22 protein-coding genes and 2 pseudogenes are annotated in these 18,819 nt (G+C 39.0%); 4 read left to right on the forward strand and 20 right to left on the reverse strand.

The window, feature by feature from the left end; all coding sequences use genetic code 11:
- Positions 1–57: 57 nt before the first annotated feature.
- From ACXX53_RS00765 to ACXX53_RS00775, 3 genes and pseudogenes are all read right to left on the reverse strand, one after another.
- On the reverse strand, positions 58–327 hold the full coding sequence (locus tag ACXX53_RS00765; protein WP_458566696.1) for an NAD(P)H-dependent oxidoreductase: 270 nt from the start codon (positions 325–327) through the stop codon (positions 58–60).
- Between the two features lie 20 nt (positions 328–347).
- Positions 348–548, reverse strand: a pseudogene (locus ACXX53_RS00770) (transposase domain-containing protein); the annotation flags it as partial.
- 148 nt (positions 549–696) lie between these two features.
- A pseudogene (locus tag ACXX53_RS00775) lies at positions 697–1,569 on the reverse strand (AraC family transcriptional regulator).
- A gap of 60 nt (positions 1,570–1,629) precedes the next feature.
- Between ACXX53_RS00775 and ACXX53_RS00780 the strand changes: the two are divergent.
- A complete protein-coding gene (locus ACXX53_RS00780; RefSeq protein ID WP_458566697.1) occupies positions 1,630–1,788 on the forward strand; it encodes a hypothetical protein in 159 nt (52 codons plus the stop codon).
- A gap of 104 nt (positions 1,789–1,892) precedes the next feature.
- Here the strand turns inward: ACXX53_RS00780 and ACXX53_RS00785 are convergent, their stop codons facing one another.
- The 12 genes from ACXX53_RS00785 to ACXX53_RS00840 form a co-directional block, all read right to left on the reverse strand.
- Positions 1,893–4,052 (reverse strand): Ig-like domain-containing protein, encoded by a 2,160-nt coding sequence (locus ACXX53_RS00785; protein ID WP_458566698.1) that lies wholly within the window; start codon positions 4,050–4,052, stop codon positions 1,893–1,895.
- A gap of 336 nt (positions 4,053–4,388) precedes the next feature.
- A complete protein-coding gene (locus ACXX53_RS00790; protein WP_458566699.1) occupies positions 4,389–5,021 on the reverse strand; it encodes a hypothetical protein in 633 nt (210 codons plus the stop codon).
- A gap of 88 nt (positions 5,022–5,109) precedes the next feature.
- Positions 5,110–5,688 (reverse strand): uridine kinase family protein, encoded by a 579-nt coding sequence (locus ACXX53_RS00795; protein ID WP_458566700.1) that lies wholly within the window; start codon positions 5,686–5,688, stop codon positions 5,110–5,112.
- Between the two features lie 136 nt (positions 5,689–5,824).
- Complete coding sequence (locus tag ACXX53_RS00800) at positions 5,825–6,367, reverse strand: hypothetical protein (protein WP_458566701.1); 543 nt, start codon at positions 6,365–6,367, stop codon at positions 5,825–5,827.
- A 528-nt stretch (positions 6,368–6,895) separates the two neighbouring features.
- Entirely contained in the window at positions 6,896–7,081 is a 186-nt protein-coding gene (locus ACXX53_RS00805) for a DUF4177 domain-containing protein (protein ID WP_458566702.1), read from the reverse strand.
- Between the two features lie 318 nt (positions 7,082–7,399).
- On the reverse strand, positions 7,400–7,945 hold the full coding sequence (locus tag ACXX53_RS00810; RefSeq protein WP_458566703.1) for a hypothetical protein: 546 nt from the start codon (positions 7,943–7,945) through the stop codon (positions 7,400–7,402).
- A 327-nt stretch (positions 7,946–8,272) separates the two neighbouring features.
- Positions 8,273–9,040, reverse strand: a complete 768-nt coding sequence (locus ACXX53_RS00815; RefSeq protein ID WP_458566704.1) for a nucleotidyltransferase domain-containing protein — start codon at positions 9,038–9,040, stop codon at positions 8,273–8,275.
- Between the two features lie 170 nt (positions 9,041–9,210).
- Positions 9,211–9,735 carry a DUF6886 family protein gene (locus ACXX53_RS00820; protein WP_458566705.1) on the reverse strand — a complete coding sequence of 175 codons (525 nt, stop codon included), beginning with the start codon at positions 9,733–9,735 and terminating at the stop codon, positions 9,211–9,213.
- A 118-nt stretch (positions 9,736–9,853) separates the two neighbouring features.
- Entirely contained in the window at positions 9,854–10,207 is a 354-nt protein-coding gene (locus tag ACXX53_RS00825) for a cupin domain-containing protein (protein WP_458566706.1), read from the reverse strand.
- Positions 10,208–10,405: 198 nt separating this feature from the next.
- Positions 10,406–10,801, reverse strand: coding sequence for a hypothetical protein (locus tag ACXX53_RS00830; RefSeq protein ID WP_458566707.1), 396 nt, complete (start codon positions 10,799–10,801; stop codon positions 10,406–10,408).
- A gap of 361 nt (positions 10,802–11,162) precedes the next feature.
- Positions 11,163–11,975, reverse strand: a complete 813-nt coding sequence (gene sigJ / locus ACXX53_RS00835; RefSeq protein ID WP_458566708.1) for an RNA polymerase sigma factor SigJ — start codon at positions 11,973–11,975, stop codon at positions 11,163–11,165.
- 40 nt (positions 11,976–12,015) lie between these two features.
- A complete protein-coding gene (locus ACXX53_RS00840; protein WP_458566709.1) occupies positions 12,016–13,332 on the reverse strand; it encodes a phytoene desaturase family protein in 1,317 nt (438 codons plus the stop codon).
- A 182-nt stretch (positions 13,333–13,514) separates the two neighbouring features.
- On the opposite strand from ACXX53_RS00840, the gene ACXX53_RS00845 reads away from it, so the two are divergent.
- The 3 genes from ACXX53_RS00845 (at position 13,515) to ACXX53_RS00855 (ending at position 15,275) form a co-directional block, all read left to right on the forward strand.
- On the forward strand, positions 13,515–13,991 hold the full coding sequence (locus tag ACXX53_RS00845) for a MarR family transcriptional regulator (RefSeq protein WP_458566710.1): 477 nt from the start codon (positions 13,515–13,517) through the stop codon (positions 13,989–13,991).
- 17 nt (positions 13,992–14,008) lie between these two features.
- Complete coding sequence (locus ACXX53_RS00850; protein WP_458566711.1) at positions 14,009–14,290, forward strand: DUF6220 domain-containing protein; 282 nt, start codon at positions 14,009–14,011, stop codon at positions 14,288–14,290.
- 136 nt (positions 14,291–14,426) lie between these two features.
- The gene (locus tag ACXX53_RS00855) at positions 14,427–15,275 is read left to right on the forward strand and encodes an alpha/beta fold hydrolase (protein ID WP_458566712.1); all 849 of its coding nucleotides are present in this window, start codon (positions 14,427–14,429) and stop codon (positions 15,273–15,275) included.
- Positions 15,276–15,599: 324 nt separating this feature from the next.
- Here ACXX53_RS00855 and ACXX53_RS00860 read toward each other — a convergent pair whose 3' ends face one another.
- The 5 genes from ACXX53_RS00860 to ACXX53_RS00880 form a co-directional block, all read right to left on the reverse strand.
- The gene (locus ACXX53_RS00860) at positions 15,600–16,346 is read right to left on the reverse strand and encodes a tetratricopeptide repeat protein (RefSeq protein WP_458566713.1); all 747 of its coding nucleotides are present in this window, start codon (positions 16,344–16,346) and stop codon (positions 15,600–15,602) included.
- Between the two features lie 5 nt (positions 16,347–16,351).
- Positions 16,352–16,534 (reverse strand): hypothetical protein, encoded by a 183-nt coding sequence (locus tag ACXX53_RS00865; protein WP_458566714.1) that lies wholly within the window; start codon positions 16,532–16,534, stop codon positions 16,352–16,354.
- Positions 16,521–17,087, reverse strand: a complete 567-nt coding sequence (locus tag ACXX53_RS00870) for an RNA polymerase sigma factor (RefSeq protein ID WP_458566715.1) — start codon at positions 17,085–17,087, stop codon at positions 16,521–16,523. The genes ACXX53_RS00865 and ACXX53_RS00870 overlap by 14 nt, the downstream gene beginning before the upstream one ends.
- Before the next feature lie 248 nt (positions 17,088–17,335).
- Positions 17,336–17,521, reverse strand: coding sequence for a DUF4083 family protein (locus tag ACXX53_RS00875; RefSeq protein ID WP_458566716.1), 186 nt, complete (start codon positions 17,519–17,521; stop codon positions 17,336–17,338).
- A 217-nt stretch (positions 17,522–17,738) separates the two neighbouring features.
- Positions 17,739–18,665 carry a phosphotransferase gene (locus ACXX53_RS00880; RefSeq protein ID WP_458566717.1) on the reverse strand — a complete coding sequence of 309 codons (927 nt, stop codon included), beginning with the start codon at positions 18,663–18,665 and terminating at the stop codon, positions 17,739–17,741.
- Positions 18,666–18,819 lie beyond the last annotated feature (154 nt).

Here is an 18,819-nt window from a genome sequence, read left to right on the forward strand (position 1 = left end):
CTTGTGTCATATATAAAACACACTTACCTAGTACAACTTTTTATCTCTGTAGTCAAGTTAGAATAATGCTGCAGTGGTGGCTGTTTCCTTCAAAGCGGTCTCAATAATCTCTTTTGCACGATCTTGATATTGCGAGTGGCCTTCAATGACGACGACCTGTGGATCAGTGATTCCCCAAAGTCGAAGAATCACTTTCATGTAATTCAGGGCCATTTCGCTCGATTGCATCACTTCAGTCGAATAATCGCCACCACGCGCGGTTAGCAGTACAACTTTTCGTAGCGTCAAATAACCAGGTGTATTGAAAAAGAAAAGCCCATGGTTCATGAAGATCCACAGGCTCTGCGTTATGTACAATGTTGTTGAACTGCCGGACTCCATGGAAGGTACGCATCAAGTAACTCAGGTTGCTGACGAAATGCAACCGCTGGTAACTGTTGCAACAGATAGACTAGATATTTGTACGGGTTTAAGCCATTTGCCTTTGCTGTCTCTGCGATGCTGAAAATCGCTGCACTTGCGATTGCACCCCGCGGACTACCGCTGAAACTCGAAAAACTCTAATGGGAGTGTGTCCAATTGCAAACTGTAGCGGCTCACCGCGTTGGATTCAACGGCAAGTTTTAAGGCCATCCTTTGTGGGATGGCCTTACATTCAGAAATAATGTCCCCATACTGCAGAACAAACCTTTTTCATTATATTTTCTTAACCAGTATCCAAATCTCGCTTCTATAATTGGGGGAAGATACATCCTTACCTTCATTCCATAATATCTCCGGTCCCATAGTAAGCTCATAATTTGCGGAGGGAAACCATTCCGAATAGATCCGTCCCCAGACATTTTGTAATGTATCAGGAAACGGTCCCACAGCTTCGAATATAGCTCATGTCAGTGCAGGAACCTCTAGTTTCACTAATTTTTCAGGACAATCCTTAGTTGTAGCTACACCAATATAATGATCAAGCTCCCCCTTCTCCTCCATACGCTCCTCGGAAAAATTCACCGATGCTTGAATCAATCCCCGTGGTTCAATATCCGAGAGTGCTTTGAGTTGAACGATGTCCTCCGGCGTTAAGCTTCTCCACATGGACTCGATTTCCGAATTCACACCATTAAACTGAATGGGTACCCTCTTCATGATGCCTACAATTCGGAATGGTCCCTTCTCTACAATACGATAATGCATTACGTTTCCTCCCTGTACGGTTAATTGAAAGGTCATACGTGGATAGGCCTTTAATGAAGATCCATTGGCCTTTGCCGTAGAGGGCGACATCCCATGAAGAGCCTGAAAAGTTCTTGAAAAGGCATCTGCTGAGTTGTATCCGTACTTCATCGCCACATCAATAATTCTTACATCGTTAGTTTGAAGCTCAAATGCAGCAAGTGTCAGGCGTCTCCGACGGATGTATTCCGATAGCGTAGTCCCTGCAAGATATGAAAACATCCTTGAAAAGTGATATTCGGAACAATAAGCCAGCCTTGCTGCTTCCTTCAAATCCAACTCTTCCGTAAGATTTTCTTCGATATATTCCATAGCCTGATCCAGATTCTTAAGCCAATCCACTTGAATAACCTCCTTTCATGTACAGAGTAGCAAAGTACGATCATAGGCATCCGACATTTCATGTACGATTTTGCAGGGTCGCCAAAAGAAGTTTTAACAGAAATGTTTCGATTTGATGAAATCACTCAAATCACGCTAAATGTAAATAATCAAAATAATCAGGAAAATCACGTTTATTTTAACGCTGGATTTAAAAAGAAAGAGACTTTATGGAGTTAATCCATTCTTATACAAAACCATGGAATAAAATGAGAGCTGTCACAAAAGTCACTTTTATGACAGCCCTTTTCATTTTTTACATGCACAATAAATGTAAGTGTTTGTTATTTAGAAGCAACTTTTATGACTGTTGATTCACTTATGTTTCCAGTCTTGTCTTTAGCCACAACAGTTAGGCTTGTGCCTGCTTTTTGGGCTTTAATCTTCACATTGAATTTTCCTTGTGAATTTGCTTTTGCTTCCCCTACTAATGTTTTCCCGTTATAAACTTGTACAGTAGCATCTTTTTCAGTTGTACCTGTAACTGATTTAGATGTTACCGTTACTTTATCTACTTTAGGAGCATCAGGTGCAGTGAAATCTGGCATGTTTGTTAAAGAAGGCAGACCAGAGATATAACCAATACCACCTGTTTTATTAATACCAATTTGTTCGTCAACTGCTTTAAGTAATTCATCTTTATTAACAGCTGTAATTGACTTAGCACCTACTTCATCACCAGGATGCTGGAAATTACTGAAAATATATGAGAATCCATTACGGTCATCAGCAGCAAATAATCCAGTTGCTTCCGCTCCTGCTGGAACAGATAAGACACGATCTAATTCTTTCGTATCAACATTATATGCCCAAACGTAGTTATTTGTATGAGCTCCACTATCTTCACCAATAAAGAGTGTTCTCATTGATTCAGAGTAACTTAAGTTATCTGGATTGGCTACTTTATCTACATTTGCAGTGTTTCCAAATGAATCAGCTTCTTTTAAATCTTCACCAACAACTAATCCAGACATTGATGGTGCTACATAAGAGCTATTAATAACCTTTCCTTTGCTATCCTTTTGACCACCTTGCAAATCTAATTGATAAGTTACACCAGCTTTAATTTTTGGTAATTGAATATGGTCTGCTGGGTCTTTTCCTGTTGAATCTTTTTCCATAGCCTTACTTTGATCGGAAATTGCGATATATACTTTTTTATCCTTTTCGTTTAGTGCTACACCTTCCATTTTGTTAAATTCAGTAGTCGCACCAAGCATTGCTGCGTAACGGCGTGTTTCAAGGAAGGCTGCTGCTTTTTCTTTACCAGGTTTAAGTTTTAGGTACTCAACTTTTCCTTCATTTGAGTATGTTTTAATAGCTGTAAAACCTTCTTTAGGAGCATCTGAAGTTTCAAAAATATCATTGAATGTAATGCCGCTGTCAATAATATCTTTCACTTCTTTATCCGTTGCATGCCCTAAATTAATCCATTGTATGTTTCCTGAACCACCGTTTTCAGTACCTGTTTGTTTAAATTTAGCTGCATATAATGTACCTGATGATAAATCTTTTTCTTTGTCAGCTACATACATAAACAATCCTGTATTACCACCATCATCGCCGTAAAATACAGTTTTGTTATCAGGCATGACTTTCGCTAACTCATGAGAGAAACGTCCTGTACTGTAATGTTTTACAACTGATGTTTTACCATTCTTCTCTATTGTAATTTCAGGAGTGTACCCATAGAAATAAGGATTAGCATTTGCTTTATCTCCAAAATAGAATTGAGAGAATGTTTCAACTTGACTTCTTACTTTCGAGGTTGGATCTAGGAAAAGTCGTGCATCTGGTTCGTACTCTTCAGAACCTAAATGTGTATTCCAAGGAGATAATGATCCGTTACATGGAATCCAAAGTCCATTTACTGCTGAAAAATCAATTTTTTCTACTTTTACAGGTTTCAACTCACCTGTTTCTTTGTCCTGTTCTAACTCAGTTAAAGACATAGATGCAGGAACTAAACCATATGCTGATTTACCAGCAGCATCAATGGTTTGATATTCATAATGTGTAACCATATAAAGTTTCCCATTAATAGGCATCAATAAGCTGTTTGAATCCGGAGCATCGGAAACAAAGTATTCTCCGTCTGTGCTGCTTGGATCCTTAATTGGATTTCCTTTTACATCAATTGGTGTTCCTGCAGGGATTTTTCCACCTTTAGCTGTTGCAACCTTATCTTCCGATTTAAATAGGTAGTTGTAGGACAACGGAAATGTTTTTACTATTCCATTGCTGTATTGCACATCAACTGTTGCGGTTGTATACGTTTTTACCATTTCTTTAATAGTAGATGGTGCTTTCATTCCATTAAATTTAACAGCTTCTATTGTTGTATTTTCCTGAGCATTCACTGCTGTCGGTAATAATGCTGGAACTGTAATAGCTAGAGCAAGTGTTAAAGTAGCACCTTTTCTCACAAGTTTGTTATTAATCATCTAATAATCCTCCTTGTAGATTCCTTTTATACAGTTCTATTAAACTATGTGATTGTTAACTTACTGTACATTTTATTTTGATTTTTTATAAACATTTGATGTTACTGGGGGCTCTTTTTTTAACATTACACGAAAAGAATGGCAAGATAATGAATTTAAAGCTGGATTGAAGCTGATTATCGTTCAAATTTATAATATCGTTTACCAAAAACAGCACCATCCACACGAAATGGAATGGTGCTGTCTCTGTTTTTCAAAAAAACCTCATTTACTTGTGATACGGTTCTCCGCGAATGATCTTAAATTAACCTGCAAGAGAGTTCAATCATTTTTCCGTTAGATTACCCTCAATGATTCTAACTCTCGATAAACTTCCTCTGTAGCACAGTCAGGGTTTAGCATTTGAATCATCTCCATCGTAATAGGGACACCCTTATAAACTTTTTCAACAACATCTATTGGCAGTGCTGCTTCAAAATAATCTATCGCGAATTGCACGAAATCCTCTGGTGTCTGATAAATCGCACCTATCAAAAAATGTGAACCATCATCAGCTTCTTTCGGCATTTTAACTTCTCCCTTTTGCCAGCTTGAATCACTATTTCTGCGCCACATACAAAAAGTCACAGCTTCTTTTTCAATGCCTTCATGTTCAAGTAGAGGTAATAATTCATTCGGAACGTTATCATAGATCCCCGGCCATATCCTAAGTTCGTCTTGTGCATATGGACTTAGTAGAGACTCATGGTCAAATCCCTTTATGATGGTACCTTCATCGGAAAACAATATGATAAGATGGTCACCTGCCCCATTATCTATTTTTGCCATACAAACACCTTTATCCCATTCATGATCAAAGCTATGATAACGAAGCCATTCAGTCTCACAAAGAATCGTATTTAGAGCTGCTTGAACAAGCATAAGCTTTTTTAAGCCTTCCGATTCAGGTAATTGTTCTAATGTACTCATAACCTTCCGCCCCGGTAAATAAAATATCAGATTAACTCGTATAATCAAAGCAGCGACAGTCCTAGACTGCCGCTGTATGATTGAAATATCATGTTTCATTTCCAGCATTTCTAATCTTACTACTTATCCAACAACCGATAATATTTTCCGTTATCCCTTCTAGATGGTTGCCATTAATGATGAAATCGGCGAATTTTTTAGTAGGGAGTGCAAATTCTTTTTCTCTATGCTTTGCAGCATCTAGATAATAGGTTGCAACTTCCTCCAAACTTACTCCCCAATCTTTCATATTTCGTCTTATTCTCCGATACATACGCTCATCTGCATCAAGATCAACAAAGATCTTTACATCAAACATTTGTCTTAACTCTTCAAAGTATAGTGTGAAAATGCCTTCTACAATGATTACATCAGGATGCTTTTCAGCAATTTGCAAATTGTATAAGTAATCCATTAATTTATTATAGTCCAATGCGTCTGGATGGTTGTAATCGTCATATTCCACATTTGATATAGGCGACATCATCTTAGGCAAATCCTCTTTAAAGAAATGGTCCGTTGAGACAACTGCTACTTGAAATTCTTCGAGTTCATTAGCCAACAATTCACAGTAAGTTGATTTCCCACTGCCCGAACCGCCTGCAATTCCCACCATAATAGGTTTCAATTTGCCAGCTCCCCTTTTTGTATTTGAAATCAATTAATTTATGAAAATATTAATAAATCCTTCTTTCCTTAGCCTAGTAATAATATTCCACTAACAGCAGGTAAATCCTTCATATACCATAATTCTGCCCATTAGTTCAATACCACCCTGATTTTACTGTTCCATCTTTATAGAGCCTTGTTACTTCAGGGTCGTAGTTAAAAGGAGTTTTCGAGAAGCAATACCATATCCGACCTTTACTTGTCTCTATAATTGTCGCTTCAGCAATAACTTGATCTTTGTATTTAATCATTATCTTTTCTATTGAGTCGTCAATAATCGCGCCAAATGTTAAAGAAACTAGGTCTTGTTCTGATTTCATTTCATTTGGATGTAAGTTAGAAAATGATCTAGTTAATATTTGGTTTTCAATGTTAAACGACTTACTTCCATGCCCAATGACCCAATGATACCCAAGTAAGTTTTTTTCAATCAATCCAACGGACAGCATGTCATCTTTTCCGTAAAAAATAACAGTATGTCCTTTGTTTTCAGTGATATGAAAAATCTCATCAATAGGTACTTTAGATTCGTGTACTGCTTCTTCAAGAGTCATATAATTCGTTTTATAATAAACCATACTTAAAATGGAAATCAACAAAATAATCAATGCGATTGAAATGATTACTCTTATCTTCAATGTTCCACCTCCCAAAAAAATCTACATATATAATCCTTTTGTTTGCCTTATTCCTTTCATTATACGTTTCCAACAATAGGAAAGTTGTATTTATATGCCCGCTACTTCAACATAGCAAAAAGGAGCTGCCTCTAGGCAAGCTCCTCAACTCTCGTTCTCTTTTAGCTGAATAAAGATTTTCCAATGTGAAGAGTTATCCATGTTTATATTTGCATAATTCACAAACCGTTTGGAACTCATTTAAATCTTTGAACGCACCCGTACGCTTTATCCAATCAAATAATTCCTCCGCATTATCAGTAGGACCACCACGTCCAGCGAAGAAATATTCTCAACACAAGCCGTGAGCTATTACCTTCTTTACGGCTGGACAAAACCATTCATGTTCCATATAAATTCCTCATCTTTCAATTACCCGAGATATTCAGCATAACTACCCGTTACTTCAATGAAAACGGCAGCTGATCGGTTGACCGGCTGCCTTTAAACTATCGTGTCCCGTTATCTTAACGATCTTATTTTAAAACTTTATTTTTGAACAAGTCGTTCAAAAATAATTTCGTACGCCTTAGGTTTACCATAGCTATCATAGTTTGTAGGTAAAACCTGTACTAATTTCCACCCATCTTTTGCATTTTCATCAATTGTTTCTCGATGAGTTGCAGATTTGATAAATCCGCCTAGTGATGTTTCTACATATTTGTATTCGTACAATTATAGCCCCACCCCTCTTACCAGCATCCTTATCCTTTCATTACGGTTTCACTCGCTGAACGTTGCGATCAACTGACCATTTAAGTTAATAATAAAAACGACTTCTAAGACTAGCTGAAAAAGGCTACCGATCCTTCGGTAGCCTTTGCTTTGAGTTGTATTTGAGCTATCGTGTCCCGTTAGCGTAATTGCATTAGATTCAACGTTCCAAGCTCTCTTTTGTTTGAATTAATCGCCCCTCGGCATTAATAATGTCGGTTGGCTCAACAGAAGAAAAACCATGACATGCATATATGGTAGTGTTATAAATTATTGAATTTACCGCCCGTAGATATCCTCCCAGATTTCAGGTGCAGTTGAGCGAAGCACATCGTCTGCGAAGGACATTCCATGCTGTTCTATATACTTTTCCATCGCATCCAGCGCCTTCTTAGCATTGCTCCAATCTTTATAATTACCTTTTAATAATTCGATCGTGTAAATAGGCAGTGTGTTAATCATCTTCTTAACAAAAGGTTGGAATCGCTCTTCTGGACCGTCACGATTCATCCCTAAAACCAAAATTTCGGTTTCAATATTTTCTTTGTTCATTCCATAAATTGATTCTCTGAAATTCATACTACTGAGATCAAGACCACCGTCTTTCCACATTGTGACCATTTTCAGGATCCTTGTTTCGCCCTTGGCTTTCAGCATAGCGAGCAAGTTGTCATAATCGCAGTCGGAGCCGAATACGTCACGACAGACAGCTACATATACGTTGCCGTGATCGGTAAGCAACGCCGTCGCCTGTAAGTATGTTGTGGGTGTTTCATCGGCAAGAGCGGATTGTACTTTTTCAAGCATAGTTTCAAAGGTCGTCATAATTTTAACTATTCCTTTCGTTTGGGACGCTTTTACAATATACAATTTGTATTCGGTTTAACCCGATAATTCCCTTTTTCAACACCTTTTTATTTTTGATAACTGCCCGTTAGTTGAGAAAAGGCAGCTGATCTAAGTGATCGCTGCCTTTTCTGTTGCATATTGCACTATCGTGTCCCGTTATCTCAATAGTCCTATGTTTTAATTAGAGTCGCTGCTTATAGTTGTGAGGCTTGCCGAACACCTAACGCAGTGACGTCCCGACGGGCTTAGGGGGCTGGATGTGGTCACTCGCTTCTCAGAGTGACCCGGAGCGTCAATATGGTGTTAGCCGAAGGAAGTTCTGGAAGCAGCCATTGCATTTAAGGCGTTCTCAAAATAGCTATATACTTCATCTGCAATTCCCAGAAACTCTTGAACAAGTACATTACTATCCAAGTAACAAGCATACAGATAATCAACTAAAGCGGAGTCAATCTCACAATAGTTTAATAGGGCATTCTTCATCTTAATAATGTCATCTTGCCATACACCTGTATCTTCTAAAACCAAAGAGTATAATGCACGAATTAATCTCTTAGAGTAACCTTTAATATATCTAGTTTTCATTGTGTTATCACTAGCATTAGAAAGTAAACTATGTATACGATCTACTTCCTCATTGGTCTCTGTATTTAAGTCTAAAATGAACTCTGGAGAAATAATTATCGGTGGTACTTTTTCACCAACGTCATGACCATATATGCAAACACAAATTATCTTTACCCAAAAACCCCACTCATTTGGTTTACTTAATACATCGTCAATCGAGCAAATTATCGTATCAATCTTAGTTACTACTGGATATTCTTCCAAAAGCCTGTCTTTAATATTTGACAATCTTTCGTAATCAATATCTTTGGGATTTACACATACAATAGTAAAGTCTGCATCTGACTTAAAAGGTTTAGCAGTTCCTTTTGGAATCGAGCCACACATATAAATGCTATGAATCTTACCTTTAAATTCGGTAAGTATATTATCTATATACTTATCAACAAAATCCTTATATTCACTTTGTATTACAATTCTATTTATAACTTTTTCTAATATCATATAGACTCCTCCTAAACTAAGAACTTCTTTCAGCTAACGTCTTTTTGCGAACTTCGTAAATTCGTCATGACTTAAGTTATTCGCGAAATCATTCAACTATCCTGCCCGTTAGCGCAACAAGACTGCCAATCGAGCTGGCAGCCTTTTCATGGTTGAACTATCGTTTCCCGTTAGCCTAATGAAATATTGTTTTTTGCATTATTAAATCTATGTATGCCAAACCCTTTGAAATCGGAAGCTAGTATCGCTTCTCTAAGCGGATATAAATTTGTTGTGAATCTTATTTCAATTCCTTTTTGAATTAATCTCTCTATTAGATCTCCATATACTTGTACTGTCTTGGGTTCAACTACTTGATGAGAGATATAATAACCAGCTGTCTTATCAAAGAGTTCAAATCTTTCATCCTCAAAGCTATATCTAAACATGGTCTGCTTTGATATCCTTGTATACCAATCACTTTCTACTGTAACTATAATATTGGCAGTAGTGTTATTAAAAAAAAGTTGTATTTGTTGATCCGTTGTCATATCGTCTCTTCTCAATACAATACGCGGGCAATCCCTGGGAAAATAGTATGTAAACTCATGTTCTTCGTCAATTGCCCAAACTACTGCAGGGAAATCGGGGCGATTTTGTTTTTCTTTGGGAACAAATATTTTGATACTATCATCCTCACTAAAGTGATATAGCATGTAATTTCTCCCCTTTCATATACCGTTATATTCTATTTAATCTTTAAACCATCCTGCCCGTTAGTTGAGAAAAGACTGCCACATGGCAGCCTTAATGCAAATGAACTATCGTGTCCCGTTAGCTTAAAGAATTATCTGTCGTTTTTCCATTTATATCGTTGAGAGATTTTTCAAAACACAGATTAACCGTTCTTTCCTTAGACCGAGTACGGTGCATAACGTTACATGGAATGGTGAATATCTCCCCTGGTTTCAGTGATATCGTCTTATCTTCCAAATCAATAAAGAGTTCCCCTTCAAGAACCATGAACAACTCATCACAATCTTCATGTTTATGCCAATGAAATTCACCGTTAATAACAGCTATACGTAGTGCATGGTCATTCACCTCACTAACAATCCAATTTTTATACTCCGATATCCCTTTAGAAATGTCGTTTAGATTAAGCTTCACTGATTGCCCGATCTTCATGTCATGATACTCCCTTTCTACACTAAGGTACGATACTAGATATTATACATGTTAACTCATTACTTATTTTTATTTTTTTGGACTATCCTGCCAGTTATGATAATGAACTCATTTAATTCGCCCGATTAATTACGTCTTCATGAGGCTTGCGACTGCTGTCAATCTTAATGAACGATTGATTTGTACCTAGTGTAAAAGTTACTTCGATAGCAGTGATTTTGATAAGAACTCTTTTACATGGCTCAAAAATGGAGTTTCTAACACAATACCATTTGCATCAATGACCAAATACATTGGAAACTCCTTAATTTCCAGAGCTTTAGCCCACTTGATATTGCGTTCTTGGGATTGATCCCAAAATTGAACTTTCCGAATTGCATTTGTACTAGCAGAATTAGAGTTAAGAAAGTTGAGTAATTCCATCGTTTCACTTTCTGGTACGCCATTTTTGTGAAACAAATGAATGGCATACTTTTCTTCAGTGGGTACTAATTCCTTCATAACGTCTTCTTTACTTTGTCCACTACAACTCGAGAGTAAAAACAGGGCTGTGATAACTAGAATTAACAAACAGCTTTTAGAAAATAGGCTCATAAGCTTCCTCCCTGACTACCATCTTTTCATATTCCCCCAGCGGTAGTAAAACGTATTGAGCATCCCGATTTATGGCTTTCGTATCCACTTCATCCTATTACTACTATAAAGACTTTTTATTTCGATTTACCCTCACTATCCTGCCCGTTAGTTGAGAAAAGGCAGCCGATCTCAAGTCGCCGGCTACCTTCAAATGTCTTTATTGAACTAGCGTCTCCCGTTAGCTCAGTAGTGTTTGACTTAATAATCGACTTTTGTTTTAGACCAAATCTGCCTAGCAACACATCTAATTACTTTTTCAATCTCGCTTTCAAATTCATCATCTGGTGCACATATCAGGTCCCTTCGTACTTCACGGCTTTTACTTCATACGATTAAAATGAGACAACTTTTCCGGATTCATCACGACATAAACGTTAGAGAGCTGATCCTGCAAATATTGAAATGTAATCACTGCAAAAGTCATCTCACCTATTACTAATCGTATTCCCGGCATACCGTTGATTTCACAAGTTTCACATTGATATCCAGGCGGAAACTCGGGTGAAACTCCGACAAAGAAACGGATAATTCTGTCTGAACCAATAATCGGACGGAGTGCTGCTTTTACTTTGCCGCCTCCATCCTGGTATAGTACAGTCTCCGATGATAAAAGTTCAACGAGTAGCTCAATATTCCCGGTCATGAGCGCCTCTGCAAATCGTTCAGCCAGTGCCGTTTTTTTCTCTATGACTTCCGGGCTTCGTTCTGGCAATTGGCCGATACTTTTCTTCGCTCGACGAAAAATTTGACGGCAATTTACTGTGCTTTTGTCGACGATCTCGGCTATTTCATCAAAACGGTATTGAAACACTTCATGAAGCAGGAATACAATGCGTTCAGTCGCAGAGAGCTGCTGCAGTAATAACAAGCCGGCAGTAGAGAGGGATTCTTTCCATACGACACTCTCCATTGGATCGTTCCCTTGAATATAGGTTGTATCGATGGGCTCCGGCAACCATGGACCGACGTATGTTTCCCGATCTCTACGGGGCGATCGAATATAATCAACACAGCGATTATGAACCATCTTGCACAAATAGGCTTTGGCGTCCCGCACTCGTTGCGGCGGTTTCTCTTCCCACGACAGGAACACATCGTGGACAATATCTTCCGCTTCTGTGATGCTTCCCATCGTGTGATAGGCTAATGACAAAAGCAAAGGTTTCAGCTCGTTATATAACTTTCCCCTTTCCAAAATTCTCCCCCTCAGACGAACAGTGGTTGGCAATGATGGCTTGCGCCGCTCGTTTGGCGCTGGCAAATGAAGCATCAGCCAATACTTCTCCATGCCCGGTCCAGTCTCCTGCCACATAAAGTCCATTTATTTCCGGAACCGAGGGACCGGGGTAATTGCTACTTTTGTCCACTGTGTTAAAATCATGTACTACTGTTAAGTTAGGTAAAAACTGTCTGGCTATTTCCTCTTTTCGCCAGCCGGGTTGAACGAGATCCATTGCCTTTTCCAACTGCAGCAGGTCCATCTCGGGGCGGCTGTTATTCAATCCAAGGTGTTTGATCAGATGGATGACGACAGAGCCATCTTCACTGAGCTTCACCACAGTAGATGGTGCGTTATAAAAGATCGGTTGATCCAACCAAAATCCAGCAATAAAATTGGAGCCGCCATCAGGCAGTCGGCGCAAGACGAGATCAAGACACGCTGCGCGGATCGGTTTTACGGCATCTTTCCATTTGGCAAGAGATGTTCTATCTGCGTATTTGACCAGATCATATGCTTCCTTCGGACCCGCTGCAATCACGACATTAGGTGCATCGATTAGCTCGCCATCTTTAAAGCGGATACATCGAACCGTTCCGTCATGTACAACTTCGACCGCTTTTTTCTGATGCATTATCGTGACGCCTGCGTGGATAGCCTGATCTCTTAAATCGTCGATTAACGTCCCCCACCCCCCATCGATATAGAAGGCTTTTCCGCCAAAAGTTCTTTGAAGCTGTCGAACGGCTGGTCCCGCAAGATGAAACTCCGGGTGAGAAACGAAAGAGTTCGCCCGACTCACCGAATATACAACGTCCCTCAGCATCGGATGTCGAATTTCCCGTTCTGCCCACTCCTTTAAACTGATTCGTTCGATTCGATTCGGATCGATCTTGCCCAGCTTGAGCATTAATCGGGTAAGCTCCATCTTTTCCGAGAATGAAAACAGTCTGGACGCGATCAATTGCAATGGTTTAGACGGAAACGTGTGAACCCGCTCTTTCCACATCGCTCCCGCCGAGGCAGGAGGGTTAGCGCCTTTTAGCTTCACACCAAATTCGTGCAAAATCGTCTCCGCTGCCCCGTCTTGATAAAATGCATGCACGCCCAGATTAAGCGATGCCCCGCTTTTGTGGATGGAAAGCGCACGTCCGCCAAGTTGATTTGCCTTTTCCAATACAATTACGGACAGGCCTGCCCTTGCCAAATAAATTGATGCGGTTAATCCGGTAAGTCCACCGCCGATGACGGCAACATCGTAATGTCCCATGTTGGCACCTCGCCTCATATTGTTTACGAACAAGACGTTTTCGGAGAGTAAAACGTGACACTTTCCGATTCAGATGTCCAGTCTTTAGAGGTCAATTTGATCAGTTATCTTTTTTGTTGACACAAGAAACAAAAAAAGCTAAGATGTTATTGTTTCCACAGTAAACAATAATGAGGTGTCTTATGGCTAAGGATGAGGAATTAAGCCGAATTTTTAATCGAGTTTCGGAAAGGCATAACTTAATTAAAACGATGGAAGAGAAAAAATTTAAGTTCATGCGAGAGAACACATTTATGGAAGTTCACTGCATTGATTTTATAGAGAGAATGCAGGATGCAAATGTGACCAAATTGGCGAATGCTTTTCAAGTAACCAGAGGCGCAATCAGTAAAGTAACGAAACGGTTGATCGAGACGGGAGCCATAGAACGATATCAAAAGCCTGAAAATAAAAAGGAAATCTACTTCAAGCTTACGGACATCGGCAGAGAGATCTATTGGGAACACGAAAAAATGCATCAGACAAGAATTGAAAGAGACAGCGGATATTTCAGTCAATTAAGCAACGAGGAAAAGGATAACCTTACTCAGATTTTAAACAAAATTTACAGCCAGATTGCCGAAGAACTAAAAAATTTGGGCATGGACAATTACATATGATGAAAGGAGGTTGAAATTTGACAGTTGAAGTTAGTAATACGGAGACTTCTTGGGTGAAAAATTGCAGGTTGGCGTATCACATTCTCTCGTGGGTGTTAATGATTTGTATCGTCGTACAAGTATTTCTAGCCGGAGTGGCATTGTTCGATCATTCGGAGGCTTGGCAATGGCATAGGACATTTGTTCATATGTTTGAATATATTTCGATTATCCTGTTTATTCTCGGCATCATCGGGAAGCTTTCCCGGAAGATGACCTGGGGGAGCCTCGGTTTATTTGTCCTATTCAATATTCAATAGTATACGGCGCATGGCATTGCAGGGGCGCTGCATCCCGTTCTGGCCCTTGCCTTATTTTGGGGGACTCTAGAATTGGTACGAGGTTCTTATCCATTTTTAGTGAAGCGAAGATAGCTCGAAACAGGAGGGATACTACATGGTAAAATCGGGGCGTGTGCAGACCGAAGGCGATGAGTTATATTATGAGGTTCGGGGAGAAGGAGAACCTCTTTTAATGATTTCAGGAGGTAATGGAGATGCCGGATTTTATTCGTATGTGGCCGATATTCTTGCCGACGAATACCAGGTGATCACGTACGACCGACGCGGCAATTCGCGCAGCACCAGAAACGACCCGCAAAATTTTGAGGTTAGCCAACAGGCGAGAGATGCGGTTGCGGTATTACAAGCGGTCGGTCACCGGTCAGCGTATGTTTTTGGGAATAGCGGAGGTGCTATTTTTGCGCTAGAAATGGCGGCAAGACATCCTCAAGCAGTCAAAGCGATGGTTGTCCACGAACCGCCCGTAATCAGAGTGCTTCCGGATGCCCAAAAATGGCAAAGATTTTTTGCAAATGTTTATCGGACGTCATTTCGATTCGGCGTTCAAATGGCAAGCTTCAGGTTCAATTTGTCCCTTTCCATCCCGTTCAGTGCTTTTAAAAGTGTTCCAAAAGATTTTCAAAAACGTGTAACGGAAGCGAATAATGAAAGTTTCTTAATCAGATACGAAATGGTTCCCGGCGTGAACTATATGCCCGATATCGAGAGGATTAAGCAAAACGGAGTCAAAATGTTTGTAGCAGCAGGCAAGCTGACGCTGGATAAAAGGAAATATTATGGGCGAACAGCTCCCATCTTGGCGGAAAAGCTTGGTTGCGAGATGGTGATGTTCCCGGGACATCATATTTCTTTTTTTGATATGCCTCAGGAATGGGCGGCTGTCTTACGGGATGTTCTCCATAGGGAGAGCTACGTCCCGGTCGAACGAACAAAGAGTCGGTAATGAGTGAATGTAATGGAGAAATCCAACGCGCTTTTTTCATGCACAACAGGGTTACCAAATATAGTTGGCCTTTCGTAAAAATTTATTGAAAAATCCATCACTTAAATTCCCCACTTCTTACATGAATTTCATCTATTCGTGGGACATTGTAGCACATTTCCATTAAGAGAATCATTACACTAAACTGCCAGTTCGTATTATAGCGAAAAAGCGGCTGCCAATGCATACCGGCTACCGCTTCTTAGTTTTATTTATCAAGCTAAAGTGTCCCATTAGTTCAACATACTCTATGTGACCTGAATATCTCATAGCTGGATCTCATTTTCAGCTATTCCCCAATAATTTTTCGATTCGCTTAAGTTCGTTTATCGGGAACTCTTTATTGAAGTTATATTTATCCATGAACTCAACAATTAGTCTCCATTCTTGTGCGCACTCTTTAAACCGCTGCTCCCTTTCAAGCAAAAAAGCTCTGCTGAATCGTCCATCAATAAGTTGTGCGTCAAGGATTGCGGATTTTTCCCATGCTTTTAAAGCTTCCTCCACATTACCATGACGCGAATGAATTTCTCCCTGATAGTAATTAAGCATCGCATGATTTGGAAAAAGCTTCATTCCTGTTTCAACCACTTTTTTTGCTTCGTGAATTTGATCAACGTTAAGATAACATTGGACCAAATAATAATACATCTGTGGTTCATCAGGAAACTCTCTTAATTTGTTTTTGTAATATTCTACAGATTTATGATTTTCCAAAAGTTGAGCGCGAGCTTGGATTAACTGAGCGTGTAACTTACCACTAATCCATGAATAATTGTTGTTAAGTAAATTGCTCTCAAGGCCCTTTTGGTAGTACTCTGCTGCTTCATGCATTAATCTTTTTGCTTTTAATTGCATCAAATATCCATAGTTAAATAGATATTCAGGGTTATTGGGTTGCTCAGTTAATGCTTCCGAATACATGTTTACGACTTTCAGCCATGTTGCTTCAACGTAATTACTTGCAACTTCTTCCGCTAGTTTAGACTTTTCATCTTTTTCCCATTTAAGAAAAAAATCATCCTGATCCATAAGTCTCACGCTCCTTGTTTATAACAATTTTGTTTGATGCTTTCCCTTATTTCACCGAAGAGTCTTCCATGGGGCGATGGTACACCATCAAGTTCCTGCAAAAGTTCAGAAACAATATTTTCGGCGATTTTCCTTTGTATTTCTCCCCATACATCGGGGGTATTTCGAATCAGTTCATCTTGTAGCACGAAAACCAAATGTCTCTGATCCACTTTCTCCACCTCCGATGATTTCTGCTAATCGAGTCAAACTTTTACGGTATTTCCATCTTACTGTCCCTGCAGGGATTCCAAGCTCCTCACTGATTTCAGAATGCTTTAAGCCCGCTACAAGATGCATCACAACAATTTGACGTTCAATTTCACCAAGACGAAAGAGCGCTTCCGTAAGTTCCAACCTGTGAAGAACAATAGTTTCGGTTGAGTTAAATGAACTTTTTGTTCCTATAGGTTCCTCATCAATTTCATTCGTAAATTCTCTTTTATCACGTCTTAAGGCATCATAGGCAAGGTTCCGTGCAATAGAAATAACCCATGCTTTAGCATTTGTGCCAGATTTATATGTTGCCGCCTTTTCATATACTCGAACAAACGTATCTTGCAAAACATCCTCGGCTGAGGATTTCTTTCGAAGTATCGACAGAGCTACAGAATAAACAATATAACGTAGTTCATCGTATAAATCTTTAAGTGCATCCGTATCTCCAACAGCAATTGCTTTAATGGTTTCATCAGGATTCATTTTGCGCCTCCTTTGTAAATATAACGTTTTGGCGCTTCAATTTGTTGGAAAAATAGCCTACAAAACAAAAATGATTGCCGATGCAAACGTATACTGTCCGTTACTTCAATGAAAACGGCAGCTGATCGTTTGACCAACTGCCTCTATATCATGATTCAACTATCGTGTCCCGTTAGTTCAGCAAGCAGAATTACGATAAGGGTAGTTGGTTAGGGTCCTCTGTTGTATATCTATTTAAATTTTGATTATTATTTATCTTTCAGGTTTATCAAATCTATTTTATTTTCTAATCTTTCTAATGTCTGTTTAGTTGTTTGAATATGTATCATGATTTTTCGAGCAAATCTAAATAAGCTGTAAAAAAAGAAAACTATTAAGGCAATAAATACTAGTTGATACAGCGCAGTTCCCCAATGGAATGTCATGCCTTTCATCCTTTCATTTTATTAATGATTCGTAGGTATTTCAGATAACGTTCGGACATTCACAAAATGACCCAGCCTTAGATAGCTCTTATCTTAGGCTGGGTCATTTGTTGTCTGAGCTCCTTCCATGATTATACATCTGACAACCAAGGGGCGGTAGCCACGCAGCGTGAATATGGTGTTATCGGATGTCAGCGACTTCCTCGAAACACATGCAAGGTAATATCTAGCTTTTGTTTTTCATACATAGATTTTTCCATCTTATGAGCCAACTATATTGTTCATCGCAAAAGTCTTTGGATATGCTGGATAAACCTTGACACCGAACGATCCTTGAAATGATTTGATAATGTCTAATTGCAATAAAATCGAAAACAGCATGAAACTCATTGTCACTTAGTGTGCGTATTTTACTATAACCCGAATAAAAGCGTTCATATAGACGCATAGTTCTATCGTAAGCAGATTCATGAAAATGATTGAAATTGGTATCGTCACTCATGTATGCCACATCCATACTCGGATAATCACCAGAAGCTTCGTCAAAATCAAAAAGAACATACTGTCCTCTTTGGTTTTTAATCATATTACCTGTATGAAGGTCACCGTGAGAAAATCCTTTAGGAAGACTTCTCATACGTTCCCATAGTTCATTTCCATAGTGTTCAAGTTCTAATACTTTACCAGAATCAACATTCAATTCTCGCATAATTGAAATATAATCATCGATGTATTCTATTTTTGTTCGTTTTATCAGTTTGTCAGGGTATCCTTCCATTAATTGATGTAGTGAACCTATTTGTTTTCCAATAAGTTCTGCTTCAATCTTACCGTCTGGTGTTTCACCTTCTACATACTCATACACTATACCTATGCAATTACCATCCTGACAATTGAGGACGATGTGGCTAGCATCTTGAACTGACCGTACTATTGAAACAACCGGATAACTATTAGCTTTTAAATAATCAAGAATACGAACTGTCTGCAACGCGTCATCCGTTTTATTACTGCGGTATACTTTTAACACATACTGTTTATCCCCATTGTGTAATAAAAAGACTCTACCTATCATTTCTCTATAAAGTTCAATGTGTTGAATCCCGATACGATATGAAAGATTGATTGTTTCAATAAGGTTATAATAATCCATATATTGAATTCTCCCTTGTTATTTGCTCCTTCATATTTCTTTTGTTTTATTTCGCTGATTTCCGATAACGTCTTATTTACGAACTTCGTAAATTTCCCCACAGTTAGATTATTCGCGAAATTATTGAGCTATCCTGCCCGTTACTTCAATAAAC

The organism is Paenibacillus marinisediminis (genome assembly GCF_054343325.1).